Origin of the sequence: Diaminobutyricimonas aerilata, from assembly GCF_002797715.1 — a bacterium.
Taxonomy (GTDB): domain Bacteria; phylum Actinomycetota; class Actinomycetes; order Actinomycetales; family Microbacteriaceae; genus Diaminobutyricimonas; species Diaminobutyricimonas aerilata.
The window spans coordinates 1,947,464-1,962,573 of the sequence record NZ_PGFF01000001.1 but is presented as its reverse complement, the minus strand read 5'-3'; the positions used below and the strand labels follow the sequence as shown (position 1 = coordinate 1,962,573).

Here is a 15,110-nt window from a genome sequence, read left to right as displayed (position 1 = left end):
ATGGCGCGATGACGACCGCCGACGCCGAAGTCCGCGCCCCCGGGCGCCCTCGCGACCGGCGGGTGGAGGAGGGCATCCTCCGCGCCACCCAGGACCTGCTCATCACCGAGGGCTACGCGGGCATGACGGTCGCGGATGTCGCGCGGACGGCGGGGAGCGGCAAGTCGGCCATCTACCGGCGCTGGCCGAGCAAGGTGCAGCTCGTCGTCGCGGCGGTGCGGGCGCTGCAGAGCGAACAGCCGCTGCCGAACACCGGATCGCTGCGCGACGACCTCCTCGCGTGCGCGATGCACTACGCGCGCGCCGACGAGCGTGCCTCCCGGGTGCTGGCGAGCCTGCTGAGCGAACTGGGCCGCGACCGGGAGCTGTACGAGGCGGCGCACGCGGTCATCGGCGGACCGCCGGTGGCGGCCCTGGTCGCGGTCATCGAGCGATGGCAGGAGCGAGGTGTCATCGCGGCGTCGAGGCCCGTCGGACTGATCGCGGGCATCGTGCCGTCCGTCGCGTTCGGCTCCGTCTCGCTGCGTCAGCGCGGGCTGGACCCCGACACGGTGACGCAGCTCGTGGATTCCGTGCTCCTGCCCGCGCTGCTCGCGGACTGAGCACGTCCGGTCGGCGTCATCGGCGGAGGGTGCGACCATGGAGCATGGACAAGCAGCCCGTCGACTTCGATGCCCAGAGCGACGACCACTGGCTCGAGATGACCGGCAACCCCGACGGCTCGGTGTCCGGCGCCTTCAAGACGACGGATCCGCTCGAGGTCGGCGACGAGTTCGTGTGGGACGGCAGCACCTTCCGCATCACCGAACTGCGCTGGCGCGGTAAGGACGGGTTCCTCTTCGAGGCGGAATGGGTCGACTCGGCCGAGTGATCCCGGCCGCGGGACTCAGGCGCTGAGCGACTCGAGCAGCGGCGCCACCTCGATGACGTCGTCGAAGCCCTCCTCGCGGAGCAATGCCGCCGAGAGGAGCCCGCGACGATGCGCGTGACGGGCGAGCGTGTCCTCGGGCACGCGGCGCAGCTCGGGACGCGCGGCGTTGCGGGCGCGGAGCGCCTCGATCGGTACGTCGGGCATGAGCACCGCAATGGCGGGCAGTCCCGCCTCCCGCGCCGCGCGCACGTGTGCCACGCGGTCGCGACGCCGCAGATGGGTGGCGTCCGCGAGGTAGCCCCGCCCGGCGGAGAGCAGGCGTTCCGCAGCGGCGGCGTTCGCGCGCATCGCGAGCAGTGAGTACTCCTGCAGCGGCTTCGGTGCGCGGCCCGCGGCGACGTCCGCCTCGCGGAGCGCCGCGCGCTCATCGTCCGGGCTCACGACGTCGCGCACCGCACCCGACGCGACGAGCTGCTCGCGCAGCGTCGTCTTGCCAGCGGCGGGCGCGCCGACGAGCACGATCACCGTCTCCGGACGGGCCGCGCCGCTCACGCGCTCCTGCGCAGCGTCACGACCTCGCCCGCGGCCGGGCGCTGCTCCGCCGGGTGCTCGACCAGGGCGATGACGCGGTTGGCCATGAACCGCGCGGTGCGCGTCGGAGTCCCTCCGCGCGTCACCTCGGTGACCTCGACCAGCCCGCGGCCGTGGGTCACATCTAATCGACGACCCGCGCGGGTCGCCTCCAATTCGTACGTGCGGGTGGTGCCGCCGGCGTCGACGACGATCTCGACCCGATCTCCCTTCATGTGCCTCCCTAGGCAGTACTCGATTCGTTCCTCGATGAGTACAACAACCCAGGTCAGCCGGGTGTTCCGCGTTCCGGGATCAATCCGCGACGGGATCGGGTTCGGTTGCTCGAGCGCGGCGGTCGGCGCGCCACGCGCGCACGCCGGCGATGACGGATGCGGCGATCACGACGCCGGCGACGGCGTAGGCGATGGGGCGCGTGGCGGGCACGGTCGCGGCCCAGTAGCCGACCGCGGTGATGAGCACACCCCAGGTCACCGCGCCCACGACGTTCGCCGTGACGAAGCGCCAGTACGCCATGCCGCCGATGCCCGCGACGGGGGCGACGAAGACCCGCACCCACGGCACGTACCTGCCGACCACGACCGACCACCATCCGAACAGCTCGTACAGCCGCTCCGTGCGCTCGACCGCGGCCCGCACGAAGCGGCTGCGGCGACGCAGCAGGTACGGGCGTCCGTACCGCCGGCCGAGCACGAAGCCGACCTGGTCGCCGGCGATCGCGGCGATCGCGACCCCGATGCAGAGCACCCAGATCGACACGTCGTCGTTCGTCGCCGCCACGATGCCCGCGGCGAACAGCAGCGAATCGCCGGTGAGGAAGGGCACGACGACCCCGACGAAGAGTGCCGTGCCGCAGAACACGAGTCCCCAGACGACGAGGTAGAACAGCACCGGGCCCGCGTCGGCGATCATCCCGGCGAGCTGGTCGCCGAGCGTCTGCGCACTGGTGGGCACTGCGGGCATGGGGCGTCCGATCGGGGCGGGTGGGCGTCTCGGGGCGGGAACCGGGACGGCATCCGATTATCTCGTGAGCCTCTGTCACCCCGGAAGATCCCCGACAACCGGTTCCAGCGGGGCCGTGCGCGCTAGCGTCGAAGCGACGAAGGAGGATCCATGTCGCACCCGACATCGCCGGCCCACCGCATCCCGGGCACCCTCTCGGAGGCGCAACGCGCCGAGATCCTGAACACCGCGGTCGCCGGCTACGTGCGCAAGGGGTGGGCCGCCGAGGCGATCAGCGGCACGCAGGCCGTGCTCGTGAAGACCAAGCGCATCGGCTGGTTCTGGAACCTCATCCTCGTGCTCATCACCGCCGGACTGTGGCTGATCTACGTCGTGTACCGGGCGCTCAACCGCAAGCAGAAGCGACTCGTGCTCTTCGTGGACGAGCGCGGTCAGGTGCACACCCGATGACGTTCGCGGCGGGCGAGCTCGTCACCGCGCTCAAGGCCGATGTGATCGGCGCGGTCGTCGCCTCGCCGTGGGGCGAGGGCGCGCCGGACATCGTCGCGGTCGAGACGCTCGAGACGGGGGAGATCCGTTTCTTCCGTGCCGAGACGGTCGTCGCGACGAATCCCGAGTAGCGGACGCCGGAGACCGCCGGATCGCGCGGCAGGAGGGGCACCGTCGCGCCGCTACAGTGGGGTGAATGAACGCCCCGCGCACCGGTTTCGACCTGTTCACCGATCGCTCCGTCGTGGCCCTCCGGGTCAACGGGGAACTGCGCGACCTGGCGACGACTCTCACCGATGACGACACCGTCGAACCGGTGACGATCGACTCCCCGGACGGACTGTCGATCCTCCGGCACTCCGCCGCGCACGTCGCGGCGCAAGCCGTGCAGCGCATCAACCCGGAGGCCAAGCTCGGCATCGGTCCGCCCATCACCGACGGCTTCTACTACGACTTCGACGTCGCCACGCCCTTCACCCCGGAGGACGTCAAGGCCATCGAGAAAGAGATGGACCGGATCATCCGCGCCGGCCAGCGCTTCATGCGCCGCGTGGTGACGGATGAGCAGGCGCGGGCCGAACTCGCGGACGAGCCGTACAAGCTCGAGCTCATCGGACTCAAGGGCGCCGCGGGCGAGGGCGACAGCGGCGAATCCGTCGAGGTCGGCGGTGGCGAACTCACCATCTACGACAACGTCGACCCGAAGACGGGCGAGACCGTCTGGAAGGACCTCTGCCGCGGTCCGCACCTGCCGAACACCCGCATGATCGGCAACGGCGCGAAGCTCATGCGCACCGCCGCGGCGTACTGGCGCGGGTCGGAGAAGAACCCGCAGCTCCAGCGCATCTACGGCACCGCGTGGCCCACCAAGGACGAGCTGCGCGAATACCTGACGCGCCTCGAGGAGGCCGCCAAGCGCGACCACCGCAAGCTCGGCGTGGAACTCGACCTGTTCTCCTTCCCGGACGAGATCGGCTCCGGCCTCGCGGTGTTCCACCCCAAGGGCGGCATCGTGCGCAAGGAGATCGAGGACTTCATGCGCGAGCGGCTCATCGCCCGCGACTACGAGTTCGTCAACACCCCGCACATCACCAAGGCGCGGCTCTACGAGATCAGCCAGCACCTCGACTGGTACGCCGACGGCATGTTCCCGCCGATGCACCTCGACGAGGAGACGGATGCGGACGGCAACATCACCCGGCAGGGGCAGGACTACTACCTCAAGCCGATGAACTGCCCGATGCACAACCTGATCTTCCGTGCCCGCGGACGCAGCTATCGCGAGCTGCCGTTGCGCCTGTCGGAGTTCGGCGCGGTGTACCGCTACGAGAAGAGCGGCGTGCTCTCGGGACTCACCCGCGTGCGCGGCTTCACCCAGGACGACGCCCACATCTACGTGACCGGCGAGCAGGTGAAGGAGGAGCTCGCCGCGGAACTCGAGTTCGTGCTCGAGACCCTCCGCGGCTACGGTCTCGACGACTTCTACCTCGAGCTGTCGACGCGCGACCCCGAGAAGTCGGTCGGCTCCGACGAGCAGTGGGAGGTCGCGACGGAGACCCTGCGCGAGGTCGCCGAGGCCTCCGGTCTCGAGCTCGTGCCCGACCCGGGCGGCGCCGCGTTCTACGGCCCCAAGATCTCCGTGCAGGCGCGCGACGCGATCGGCCGCACCTGGCAGCTGTCCACGGTGCAGCTCGACTTCAATCAGCCCGAGCTCTTCGAGCTCGAGTACACCGCAACCGACGGCACGCGTCAGCAGCCCGTGATGATCCACCGGGCGCTGCTCGGCTCGATCGAGCGGTTCTTCGCCATCCTGCTCGAGCACTACGCCGGCGCCTTCCCGGTGTGGCTCTCGCCCGTGCAGGTCGTGGGCATCCCGATCGCCGCCGAGTACCAGCAGTACCTCGGCGACATCATCGGGCGGCTCAAGGAGCGCGGGGTGCGCGCCGAGCTCGACGCGAGCGACGACCGCATGCAGAAGAAGATCCGCAACCACACCCTGCAGAAGGTGCCGTTCCAGCTCATCGCGGGCGAGCAGGACCGTGCAGGGGGCACGGTGAGCTTCCGGTTCCGCGACGGCAGCCAGGAGAACGGCGTTCCCGTGGACGACGCCATCGAGCGGATCGTCGACGCGATCGCCACGAAGGCCCAGGTGTGATGACGGAGGCGGCACGCTGATGGAGCGCGACTACGACGGCTCGGAGTACGACACCGAGGGATCCAACGGGTTCGCCGCGGTTCCGGATGCGTTCCAGCGGTTGTGGACTCCGCACCGCATCGCCTACATCGAGAACGGGCAGCAGCCGGCGAAGGACGAATGCCCGTTCTGCGTCGCGCCGAGCCTCGACGACGAGAAGGCCCTCATCGTCGCGCGCGGCACGCACGTGTTCGCGCTGCTCAACCTCTTCCCGTACAACAGCGGGCACCTGCTCATTTGCCCGTACCGGCACATCGCGACGTACGACCTCGCGACGCCGGAGGAGGTCGCCGAGATCGGTTCGATGACGCAGACCGCGATGCGCGTGATCACCGAGGTGTCGCACAACCACGGGTTCAACATCGGCATGAACCAGGGCAAGATCGCCGGTGCCGGCATCGCCGAGCACCTGCACCAGCACATCGTTCCGCGTTGGGCGCTCGACGCGAACTTCTTCCCGATCATCGCCGGCACGAAGGCGATCCCGCGGCTGCTCGGCGAGGTGCGCGCCGAGATCGCCGCCGCCTGGCCGGCTTAGCGGCTCAGCGGCTCAGCGGACCCGCGTCACCTCGAACTGCATGCGCGGGTGGGCGTAGAACTCCTGCGACTCCACGAGCTGCAGCTCGCGCTGCCCCGACTCGTGGGTGGTGCGCAGCAGGTCGTACACGCTCGACGTCGTGCGTGCGAGGGCCTCGGCCGCATCGCCGGTGCCGCGGTAGTGCGCCGTGAAGAGCGCCGCCGCGACGTCGCCGGACCCGTTGGCCTTGAACGGCAGCAGCGGGGTCTGCACGATCCACGCGCCGCTGTCGTCGACGACCATCATCTCGATCGTGTCGGGCTCGCGGTCGGGACGCTCGACGCTCGTGATGAGTACTGTCCGCGGGCCCATCGCCCGGGCGGCGTCGGCGGAGGCGAGCGTCGACTCGATGGTGTCCGGCTCGGTGCCGGTGAGGAAGCCCAGTTCGAACTGGTTCGGCGTGATGATGTCCGCGACCGGAACGACGCGCTCGCGCAGCAGAACGGGGATGGCCGGGGCGACGAAGCATCCGGACTTCGCGTTGCCCATGACCGGGTCGCACGCGTACACGGCATCCGGGTTCGCGGCCTTGACGCGCGCGACGGCGTCGATGATGACGTCGCCGATGCCTTCACCGCCCTGATAGCCGGAGAGCACCACGTCGATCTGCCCGAGCACGCCGCGCTCCTCGATGCCGGTGATCACGTCGCGCACGTCGTCGGGCGAGATGAGGGGACCGCGCCAGGCGCCGTATCCGGTGTGGTTCGAGAAGTTGACGGTGTAGACCGGCAGCACCTCGACGCCGATGCGCTGCAGCGGGAAGACGGCGGCCGAGTTGCCGACGTGGCCGTAGGCGACCGCCGACTGGATGGAGAGGATCTTCACCTGACGATTCTGCCACCGCGCGACGCCGACACCGCGGGCCGATCGGCGGCCGGTGGCCCGGATTCGGTCGGCTGCTTCACGGGGCGTAGCGTGCCCTCGCGGAGGGGTAGAGTCGCGCATCATGACAGACAGCACCACTGCACCCGAGCAGTCCACCTCCGCCCTCGGCACGAGCCGCGTCAAGCGCGGTCTCGCCGAGATGCTCAAGGGCGGGGTGATCATGGACGTCGTCACCGCCGAGCAGGCCCGCATCGCCGAAGACGCCGGCGCCGTCGCCGTCATGGCGCTCGAGCGTGTTCCCGCCGACATCCGCTCGCAGGGTGGCGTGGCCCGCATGAGCGACCCCGACCTCATCGACCAGATCATCTCCTCCGTCTCGATCCCGGTCATGGCGAAGGCCCGCATCGGCCATTTCGTCGAGGCCCAGGTGCTGCAGGCTCTCGGCGTGGACTACATCGACGAGTCCGAGGTGCTGTCGCCCGCCGACTACGTCAACCACATCGACAAGTGGCCCTTCACCGTGCCGTTCGTCTGCGGCGCCACCAACCTCGGCGAGGCGCTGCGGCGCATCACCGAGGGCGCCGCGATGATCCGTTCGAAGGGCGAAGCCGGCACCGGTGACGTCTCGGAGGCGACCAAGCACATCCGCACCATCTCGAGCGAGATCCGTGCGCTCGCCGCCAAGTCGCGCGACGAGCTCTACGTCGCGGCGAAGGAGCTGCAGGCGCCGTACGACCTCGTCGTCGAGATCGCCGAGACGGGCAAGCTGCCCGTCGTGCTCTTCACCGCTGGTGGGGTCGCCACCCCGGCGGACGCCGCGCTCATGATGCAGCTCGGCGCCGACGGAGTCTTCGTCGGTTCGGGCATCTTCAAGTCCGGCGACCCGGCCAAGCGCGCCGCGGCGATCGTCAAGGCGACGACGTTCTACGACGACCCGGCCGTGATCGCCGAGGCGTCGCGCGGTCTGGGTGAGGCGATGGTCGGGATCAACGTCTCCGACCTGCCTGCGCCGCACCGTCTCGCCGAGCGCGGCTGGTAACGCTGGACGCGTCCTCGCCCCGCGTGGGCGTGCTCGCGCTGCAGGGAGACTTCCGGGAGCACCTCGCGGTGCTCCGCGGGCTCGGCGCCGACGCGGTGCCGGTGCGGCGTGCATCCGAACTCGACGACGTCGAGGGACTCGTCATCCCGGGCGGCGAGTCGACCGTGATGGACAAGCTCAGCCGCACCTTCGGGCTCGCGGAACCGCTCACGGAGCGCATCGCCGCCGGAATGCCGGTGTACGGCACGTGCGCGGGGCTCATCATGCTCGCCGATCGAGTGCTGGATGCGATCGAGGGTCAGCAGACGCTCGGTGGCCTCGATGTGACGGTGCGCCGCAACGCGTTCGGCAGTCAGCTCGACTCGTTCGAGACCGACCTCGACGTGCCCGCGCTCGGCGACCCGCCGGTGCACGCGGTGTTCATCCGCGGGCCCATCGTCGAGGCCGTGGGGGAGCGCTCGACCCCCTTCGCGGCGCTCGGTGACGGTCGCGTGGTCGCCGTCGAGCAGGGCAACCTGCTCGGCACGGCGTTCCACCCCGAGATCACCGGGGAGACGCGCTTCCACGAGTACTTCCTCGACAAGGTGCGCGCCGCCCGCTGACGGTCGGGCGCCGTCTCGCCACCGCGGGGCGGGCGTCCGTTTTCCGTCAGTAGATGCCCTTACTGCCGCTGCGAAAGGGCATCTACTGACGGGAAACCGCTCCGTCTTCGCTTCCGGCGGCGTTCCTGTCGCGAATCGCGGGTGCGGCGGCGTCGCACCCGCGAGATGCGACGGGAAGACGACGGGCTCTCCTCCTCCGGGAGGAAGAGCGCTTCGCGTGGGAACGCGGTCTGGTGGGGTGAGCGCCGGGTGCGGCGCACGAGGGAGGGCGGCGCCCACGGGTAGAATGGCGAGGATCTTCGTAGGACAAGGAGCACCGTGAGCGGCCATTCCAAGTGGGCAACGACCAAGCACAAGAAGGCCGTCATCGACGCGCGCCGGGCCAAGTCGTTCGCCAAGCTCATCAAGAACATCGAGGTCGCCGCCAAGATCGGCGGTGCCGACCTCTCGGGCAACCCCACCCTCGTCGACGCCGTGCAGAAGGCGAAGAAGACGTCGGTGCCCAACGACAACATCGACCGCGCGATCAAGCGCGGTGCGGGGCTCACCGGTGAGTCGATCGACTACCAGACGATCATGTACGAGGGCTACGGCCCGAACGGCGTCGCGCTGCTGATCGAGTGCCTCACCGACAACAAGAACCGCGCCGCCGCCGACGTGCGCACGGCGATGACCCGCAACGGCGGCACGATGGCCGACCCCGGCAGCGTCGCCTACAACTTCAGCCGCAAGGGCGTCATCTCGATCACCAAGACGGACGGGGTCGACGAAGACGACATCCTCGCCGCCGTGCTCGACGCGGGCGCTGAGGAGGTCACCGACCGCGGCGCCGGGTTCGAGGTCATCACGGAGCCCTCGCAGCTGGTCGCCGCGCGCACCGCGCTGCAGGAGGCTGGCATCGACTACGACTCGGCCGACGCGGAGTTCGTGCCGAACCTCAGCATCGAGGTCGACGCGGACACCGCGCGCAAGGTGTTCCGGCTCATCGACGCCCTTGAAGACAGCGACGACGTGCAGAACGTCTACGCCAACTTCGACATCCCCGCCGACGTGCAGGCGCAGCTCGACGACGAAGACTGACGGATGACGCTGCGGGTTCTCGGGATCGACCCCGGTCTGACCCGCTGCGGGATCGGCATCGTCGATCTCGAACCGGACCGCCGGGCGAGCCTCGTGCACGTCGACGTCATCCGCACGCCCCCCGAGCTCGCGCTCGAGCTGCGGCTGCTCGCCGTGGCGGAGGGCATCGCCGCGGTGCTGTCGGAGTTCTCCCCGCACGCGGTCGCCGTCGAGCGGGTGTTCGCCCAGCACAACGTGCGCACCGTCATGGGCACGGCGCAAGTGAGCGGCATCGCCCTGCACGCGGCTGCCGCGCGCGGGCTCACGGTCGGTCTGCACACCCCGAGCGAGGTGAAGGCGGCGATCACGGGGTACGGATCCGCCGACAAGCGGCAGGTCGGCACGATGGTCGCGCGGGTGCTCGGCCTCGCCGAGATCCCGCGACCGGCGGACGCGAGCGACGCTCTCGCGCTCGCGATCTGCCACGGCTGGCGTGGTGCGCCGAGCGCCGCGCCGACCGGGGGAGCGCTGACGCCCGCGCAACAGGCGTGGCGCGCGGCCGAGAAGTCGTCGGGCGCACGTAGGGTGACGAGGTGATCTCCTCCCTGCGCGGTACCGTGCTGCATTCGGCCGGCACGACCGTCGTCATCGAGGTCGGCGGGGTCGGCCTCTCCGTGCAGGTCACCCCCCAGCACGCGCTCGCGCTGCGTGTCGGCGCCGAGGCGCTGGTCCACACCGCGCTCATCGTGCGCGAAGACGAGCTGAGCCTGTACGGCTTCCAGAACACCGAGGAACTGGCGATCTTCGACCTGTTGCGCGGCGTGACGGGGGTCGGCCCCAAGTCGGCGCTCGGTGTGCTCGCGACCCTCGCGCCCGATGAGGTCGCGGATGCGGTGGCGACCGAGAACGACGCCGCCTTCCGCAAGGTGTCGGGGATCGGGCCGAAGACCGCGAAGCTCATCGTCGTGTCACTCGCGGGCAAGCTCGCCGCGGTCGCGCCCCGCGCCGTCGCGAGTGTGCCCGACACCGCGATCGCCGAGCAGGTGACCGCCGCCCTCACCGGGCTCGGCTGGCCCGAGCGCATCGCCGCGCAGGCCGCGTCGGATGCCGTCGCGAGCGCCGCGCCGGGCGATCGGGTCAACGTGCCGGTGCTGCTGCGTTCCGCGCTCGCGCTGCTCGGCCCGAACCAGCCGTCGGCCCTGCGATGAGCGATCACGACATCGTCTCCCCGGCGCCGGAGTCCGAGGCGGAGCTCGCGTTCGAGGGCGCCCTGCGTCCCCGGTCGCTCGCCGAATTCGTCGGGCAGACGCGCGTGCGCGGTCAGCTTCAGCTGTTGCTGCAGGCGGCGTCGCTGCAGAACCGCACGCCCGACCACATCCTGCTCGCCGGTCCGCCCGGCCTCGGCAAGACGACCCTCGCAATGATCGTCGCCCACGAGAGCGGCCGCTCCCTGCGGATGTCGAGCGGTCCGGCCATCCAGCACGCCGGGGACCTCGCCGCGCTGCTGTCCTCCCTCGTGCCCGGCGAGGTGCTCTTCATCGACGAGATCCACCGCATGGCGCGTTCGGCGGAGGAGATGCTGTACCTCGCCATGGAGGACTTCCGCATCGACATCATGGTCGGCAAGGGCGCCGGCGCGACGTCGATTCCGCTCGACCTGGCTCCGTTCACCCTCGTCGGGGCCACCACCCGCGCCGGCCTGCTGCCGAACCCGCTGCGCGACCGCTTCGGGTTCACCGCCCACCTCGAGTTCTACGACGACGCGGAACTCGAGCGGGTGCTCGAACGCGCCGCACGGCTGCTCGAACTCGACGTGGACCGCGGCGCCCTCGCGGAGATCGCGGGCCGCTGCCGAGGGACACCGCGCATCGCGAACCGCCTGCTGCGACGCGTGCGCGACTACGCGCTCGTGCACACCTCGGGGAGCGGCGACCGCCGCGGCGCCGTCGGTCTCGACGCCGTGCATGCTGCGCTCGAGCTGTACGACGTGGACGAACTGGGCCTCGATCGCCTCGATCGCGCCGTCATGAAGATCCTGCTCGAGCGCTTCGACGGGGGACCGGTCGGACTCAACACCCTCGCCGTCTCGGTGGGCGAGGAGGCGGAGACGATCGAGAGTGTCGTCGAGCCGTTCCTCGTGCGCATCGGCCTGCTCACGCGCACCCCGCGGGGTCGTGTCGCCACTCCGGCGGCATGGCGGCACTTCGGGGTACAGCGCGCCGGGCAGACGCTTTTCGGCGATGACCTATAATTTTCGAGGCTGAGCGGTCGTCGCGTCCGTACGATCCCGCCACCCACGACCCCCGAAGGGCCTTCCCCCATGGTGTTTGATCCCACCTCGATCGTGCTCATCCTGCTCCTTGTGGTGCTGGTCTTCTTCATGTTCCGCAACTCGCGCAAGCGCAAGGCGGAGATGGAGGCACTGCAGTCCAAGATCGTGCCCGGTGCGGAGGTCATGACGAACTTCGGGCTCTTCGGCACGCTCGTGTCGATCGACGAGGAGAGCAACGTCGCGGTGCTCGAGACGAGCCCGGGCAGCCAGGTGCGCGTGCACCGTCAGACGATCGCCCGCGTCGTGGACCCGGTCGAGGTCGAGGCGCTGACCGACGAGTCCACCGAGGTCTCCGACCTCGACGGCACCGAGCCGGAGTTCGGGGAGCGCACGCGCCCGACCGAGCCGGGCGCTGGAGCCAAGCCCGTCGTCGACCCCGACGAGCCGACCGACGGTCGCAAGTCGACCGACTGATCCGATCCTCCCGCGCGGTCGACGTCGACCGCGATCGGGGTGCCCAGCGCCCCGGTTCCGTTGCGCCCCGAGAAAGCTGAGCTCACGTTGGCACGATCCACCCCGGCCCGGAAGGCCACCCGATCCCTCGTCTGGTTGGGGGTGATCCTCGTCGCGCTCGTGCTCGGCAACGGCGCCCAGGTGCTCTGGAACGGCGGCTCTTGGACACCGAAGCTCGCGCTCGACCTCGAGGGCGGCACGCAGATCATCATGGCGGCGCAGCTCGGCGACGAGCAGACGCTCACGCAGGAGCAGCTCGACCAGGCCGTGTCGATCATCCGGCAGCGCGTCGACGCGAGCGGTGTCGCGGAGGCCGAGGTCACCACGCAGGGCGATCGCAACGTCGTCGTCGCGATCCCGGGCGAGCCGGATGAGGCGACCCTCCAGCGCATCCAGTCGTCGGCCAAGCTCGAGTTCCGCCCAGTGCTGCTCACCGACGTGGCCCCCACGAGCTCCGTCGGCGAGGAGGACGGCGCGACCGCGAGCCCCGAGCCCACCCCGTCGCCCTCGCTCGAGAGCACGCCCACCGCGGAGCCGACCAACGCGAGCGACCTCGCGTGGATCACGCCGGAGCTGCAGAGCCGCTACGACAACTTCGACTGCGCGAGCCTCGAAGACGCCTCCGCGGGCGTCGCTCCGGCGGATGAGCCGCTCGTCACATGCGAGGTGACCCCGCAGGGCAGCCTCAAGTACCTGCTCGGCCCGGTCGAGGTCTCGGGTGAGACGATCAGCAACGCCACGAGCGGGCAGGTCACCAACTCGCAGGGCGCTCCGACCGGCGAGTGGGGCGTGTTCATCACGTTCAACGACAAGGGCACGAAGGAGTTCCGCGAGGTCACGGAGCGCCTCGTGAACCTGCAGGGCGCCCAGAACCAGTTCGCCATCGTGCTCGACCGCTACGTGATCTCCGCGCCCACGACCAACTCGGTCATCCCCGACGGCAAGCCGCAGATCAGCGGCTCGTTCACCCAGGACAGCGCCAAGACCCTCGCCGACCAGCTGAAATTCGGTGCGCTCCCGATCGGCTTCGAGGTGCAGAGCCAGGAGGCGATCTCGGCCACCCTCGGAACGAGCCAGCTCGCGAGCGGCCTGCTCGCCGGCCTCATCGGTCTGCTGCTCGTGGTCGTCTACTCGCTCATCCAGTACCGCACGCTCGGCACCGTCACGGTCGCCTCGCTCGTCGTCGCGGCGGTGGTCACCTACTTCGTAGTGACCTACCTTTCCAACGCCCAGGGCTTCCGCCTGTCGCTCGCCGGCGTCGCGGGCCTCATCGTCGCGATCGGCATCACCGCCGACTCGTTCATCGTCTACTTCGAACGCGTGCGCGACGAGCTGCGCGACGGCCGTGCCCTCGAAGGGGCGGTGGAAGCGGGCTGGAAGCGCGCGATCCGCACCATCGTCGCGTCGGACGCGGTCAACTTCCTCGCCGCGCTCGTGCTCTACCTGCTCGCGGTCGGCAACGTGCGCGGGTTCGCGTTCACGCTCGGGGTCACGACGATCGTCGACCTCATCGTCGTCGCCCTGTTCACCCACCCGATGCTGCAGCTGCTCGGTCGCACGCGCTTCTTCACCGAAGGGCACCGACTCAGCGGACTCGACCCGCGGGCGCTCGGCGCCGTCTACCGCGGCCGTGCGCAGTTCCGCACCCCGGCGGAGGCGAGTGCCCGCAACGCCCGCGCCGCGCGTGAGGCGGAGCGTCGTCAGACGATCGCCGAACGCAAGGCCGCGGCCGAACGCACCCCCGAGACCACCCGCACGGGCAAGGAGTCCTGATGGCGAACTTCACGCAGTTCGGCAACGACCTCTACACGGGCAAGCGCTCGTTCAACATCGTCGGACGCCGCAAGCTCTGGTACCTCGTCTCGGGCGTGCTCATCCTCATCTCGATCCTCGGACCGGTCGCACGCGGCGGGTTCACTTTCGGCATCGAGTTCACCGGCGGATCGGAGTTCCAGGTCGCCGGAGTGGCCGACCAGGACACCGGAACCGCCGAAGAGGTCGTCGCATCGGTCGCCCCGGAGGCCGAACCGCGCATCACCACCGTCGGCACCGACACCGTGCGCGTGCAGACCGACGCGCTCTCGCAGGAGGAGACCCGCGCGGTGCGCGAGGGTCTCGCGGAGAGCTACGACGTGACGCTCGACGAGGTGTCCGCGAGCCTCATCGGCGCGACGTGGGGCGCCGACATCACGACGCAGGCCATCCGCGCCCTCGTCGTCTTCCTCGTGATCGTCTCGGTCGTGATGGCCCTGTACTTCCGCACCTGGAAGATGTCGGTCGCGGCGATCGTCGCCCTGCTGCACGACCTCGTGATCACCGCCGGCATCTACGGGCTCGCGGGCTTCGAGGTGACGCCGGCGGCGGTCATCGGTCTGCTCACGATCCTCGGCTACTCGCTCTACGACACCGTCGTGGTGTTCGACAAGATCCGCGAGAACACCTCGGAGGACGGCGAGAAATCCCGACGCACCTTCGCCCAGTCGGTGAACCTCGCGGTCAACCAGACGCTCGTGCGCTCGATCAACACCTCGATCGTCGCGGCCCTGCCGATCGCGTCGATCCTCTTCATCGGGGCGTTCCTGCTCGGCGCCGGCACCCTGCGCGACATCGCGCTCGCGCTCTTCATCGGCGTCATCGTCGGCACCTACAGCACGATCTTCGTGGCCGCGCCGCTCTACGCGCACCTCCGCGAGAACGAGCCCGAGGTGAAGAAGCAGGGCTCGCGCCCCGCCCCGGCGCGCACCACCGCCGGCACCACCGGCGCGGTCCGCTGATCATGGGCGACGACGCGGGCGTACCTGCGGTCCCCGTCCAGACGGCGATCGCGGGCGAGGGCTGGCTGCTGGATGTGCGCGAGGAGCACGAGTGGAACGCGGGCCACGCGCCCGACGCCCACTGGATCCCGATGTCGCGGTTCGGCGAGCGCGTCGACGAGCTGCCGGCGGGGGAGCGCATCCTCGTCATCTGCCGCAGCGGCGCCCGATCGGCGACCGTCACGGAGGCACTCCGCGACGCCGGCTACGACGCCGTGAACGTCGACGGCGGGATGCTCGCGTGGCAGTCCGCGGAGGGCGTACTCGTCGCGGAGGGCGACGCTTCTCCCCGGATCTAGAAT

Annotated in this window: 20 protein-coding genes; 16 read left to right on the top strand and 4 right to left on the bottom strand. The window is 70.1% G+C overall.

Annotated elements, in window-relative coordinates; genetic code table 11:
* Positions 1–8: 8 nt before the first annotated feature.
* Both CLV46_RS09455 and CLV46_RS09450 read left to right on the top strand, forming a co-directional pair.
* Positions 9–602 carry a TetR/AcrR family transcriptional regulator gene (locus CLV46_RS09455; RefSeq protein ID WP_100365988.1) on the top strand — a complete coding sequence of 198 codons (594 nt, stop codon included), beginning with the start codon at positions 9–11 and terminating at the stop codon, positions 600–602.
* Positions 603–646: 44 nt separating this feature from the next.
* Positions 647–871, top strand: a complete 225-nt coding sequence (locus tag CLV46_RS09450; protein WP_100364540.1) for a hypothetical protein — start codon at positions 647–649, stop codon at positions 869–871.
* A gap of 15 nt (positions 872–886) precedes the next feature.
* Here the strand turns inward: CLV46_RS09450 and CLV46_RS16685 are convergent, their stop codons facing one another.
* The 3 genes from CLV46_RS16685 to CLV46_RS09440 all read right to left on the bottom strand — a co-directional run bounded on the left by CLV46_RS16685 (position 887) and on the right by CLV46_RS09440 (position 2,425).
* Entirely contained in the window at positions 887–1,423 is a 537-nt protein-coding gene (locus CLV46_RS16685) for an ATP-binding protein (RefSeq protein WP_157802286.1), read from the bottom strand.
* Positions 1,420–1,677 (bottom strand): hypothetical protein, encoded by a 258-nt coding sequence (locus CLV46_RS16680; protein ID WP_157802285.1) that lies wholly within the window; start codon positions 1,675–1,677, stop codon positions 1,420–1,422. The genes CLV46_RS16685 and CLV46_RS16680 overlap by 4 nt, the downstream gene beginning before the upstream one ends.
* Before the next feature lie 79 nt (positions 1,678–1,756).
* Complete coding sequence (locus CLV46_RS09440; protein ID WP_100364538.1) at positions 1,757–2,425, bottom strand: DedA family protein; 669 nt, start codon at positions 2,423–2,425, stop codon at positions 1,757–1,759.
* 150 nt (positions 2,426–2,575) lie between these two features.
* On the opposite strand from CLV46_RS09440, the gene CLV46_RS09435 reads away from it, so the two are divergent.
* The 4 genes from CLV46_RS09435 to CLV46_RS09425 all read left to right on the top strand — a co-directional run bounded on the left by CLV46_RS09435 (position 2,576) and on the right by CLV46_RS09425 (position 5,646).
* The gene (locus CLV46_RS09435) at positions 2,576–2,875 is read left to right on the top strand and encodes a hypothetical protein (protein WP_100364537.1); all 300 of its coding nucleotides are present in this window, start codon (positions 2,576–2,578) and stop codon (positions 2,873–2,875) included.
* Entirely contained in the window at positions 2,872–3,045 is a 174-nt protein-coding gene (locus tag CLV46_RS16675; RefSeq protein ID WP_157802284.1) for a hypothetical protein, read from the top strand. The genes CLV46_RS09435 and CLV46_RS16675 overlap by 4 nt, the downstream gene beginning before the upstream one ends.
* 65 nt (positions 3,046–3,110) lie before the next feature.
* The gene (thrS, locus tag CLV46_RS09430) at positions 3,111–5,069 is read left to right on the top strand and encodes a threonine--tRNA ligase (RefSeq protein WP_100364536.1); all 1,959 of its coding nucleotides are present in this window, start codon (positions 3,111–3,113) and stop codon (positions 5,067–5,069) included.
* 19 nt (positions 5,070–5,088) lie between these two features.
* Positions 5,089–5,646 (top strand): HIT family protein, encoded by a 558-nt coding sequence (locus tag CLV46_RS09425; RefSeq protein ID WP_100364535.1) that lies wholly within the window; start codon positions 5,089–5,091, stop codon positions 5,644–5,646.
* Positions 5,647–5,658: 12 nt separating this feature from the next.
* Here the strand turns inward: CLV46_RS09425 and pdxY are convergent, their stop codons facing one another.
* Positions 5,659–6,510, bottom strand: coding sequence for a pyridoxal kinase PdxY (pdxY, locus tag CLV46_RS09420; protein ID WP_100364534.1), 852 nt, complete (start codon positions 6,508–6,510; stop codon positions 5,659–5,661).
* A 121-nt stretch (positions 6,511–6,631) separates the two neighbouring features.
* Here pdxY and pdxS point away from each other — a divergent pair, with 121 nt between their 5' ends.
* The 10 genes from pdxS to CLV46_RS09370 all read left to right on the top strand — a co-directional run bounded on the left by pdxS (position 6,632) and on the right by CLV46_RS09370 (position 15,107).
* A complete protein-coding gene (gene pdxS, locus CLV46_RS09415) occupies positions 6,632–7,549 on the top strand; it encodes a pyridoxal 5'-phosphate synthase lyase subunit PdxS (RefSeq protein ID WP_100364533.1) in 918 nt (305 codons plus the stop codon).
* A 29-nt stretch (positions 7,550–7,578) separates the two neighbouring features.
* Complete coding sequence (gene pdxT, locus CLV46_RS09410; RefSeq protein ID WP_425430422.1) at positions 7,579–8,151, top strand: pyridoxal 5'-phosphate synthase glutaminase subunit PdxT; 573 nt, start codon at positions 7,579–7,581, stop codon at positions 8,149–8,151.
* Between the two features lie 318 nt (positions 8,152–8,469).
* Entirely contained in the window at positions 8,470–9,231 is a 762-nt protein-coding gene (locus tag CLV46_RS09405; protein ID WP_100364531.1) for a YebC/PmpR family DNA-binding transcriptional regulator, read from the top strand.
* A gap of 3 nt (positions 9,232–9,234) precedes the next feature.
* Positions 9,235–9,807 (top strand): crossover junction endodeoxyribonuclease RuvC, encoded by a 573-nt coding sequence (ruvC, locus tag CLV46_RS09400; RefSeq protein WP_100364530.1) that lies wholly within the window; start codon positions 9,235–9,237, stop codon positions 9,805–9,807.
* Positions 9,804–10,418 carry a Holliday junction branch migration protein RuvA gene (gene ruvA, locus CLV46_RS09395; RefSeq protein WP_100364529.1) on the top strand — a complete coding sequence of 205 codons (615 nt, stop codon included), beginning with the start codon at positions 9,804–9,806 and terminating at the stop codon, positions 10,416–10,418. The genes ruvC and ruvA overlap by 4 nt, the downstream gene beginning before the upstream one ends.
* On the top strand, positions 10,415–11,461 hold the full coding sequence (gene ruvB, locus CLV46_RS09390; protein ID WP_100364528.1) for a Holliday junction branch migration DNA helicase RuvB: 1,047 nt from the start codon (positions 10,415–10,417) through the stop codon (positions 11,459–11,461). Before ruvA ends, ruvB begins: the two co-directional genes overlap by 4 nt.
* Positions 11,462–11,530: 69 nt before the next feature.
* Positions 11,531–11,956, top strand: a complete 426-nt coding sequence (gene yajC / locus CLV46_RS09385; RefSeq protein ID WP_100364527.1) for a preprotein translocase subunit YajC — start codon at positions 11,531–11,533, stop codon at positions 11,954–11,956.
* 87 nt (positions 11,957–12,043) lie between these two features.
* Complete coding sequence (gene secD / locus CLV46_RS09380) at positions 12,044–13,768, top strand: protein translocase subunit SecD (RefSeq protein WP_100364526.1); 1,725 nt, start codon at positions 12,044–12,046, stop codon at positions 13,766–13,768.
* The gene (gene secF / locus CLV46_RS09375; RefSeq protein WP_100364525.1) at positions 13,768–14,769 is read left to right on the top strand and encodes a protein translocase subunit SecF; all 1,002 of its coding nucleotides are present in this window, start codon (positions 13,768–13,770) and stop codon (positions 14,767–14,769) included. The genes secD and secF overlap by 1 nt, the downstream gene beginning before the upstream one ends.
* A gap of 2 nt (positions 14,770–14,771) precedes the next feature.
* On the top strand, positions 14,772–15,107 hold the full coding sequence (locus tag CLV46_RS09370) for a rhodanese-like domain-containing protein (protein ID WP_100364524.1): 336 nt from the start codon (positions 14,772–14,774) through the stop codon (positions 15,105–15,107).
* Positions 15,108–15,110: the final 3 nt, after the last annotated feature.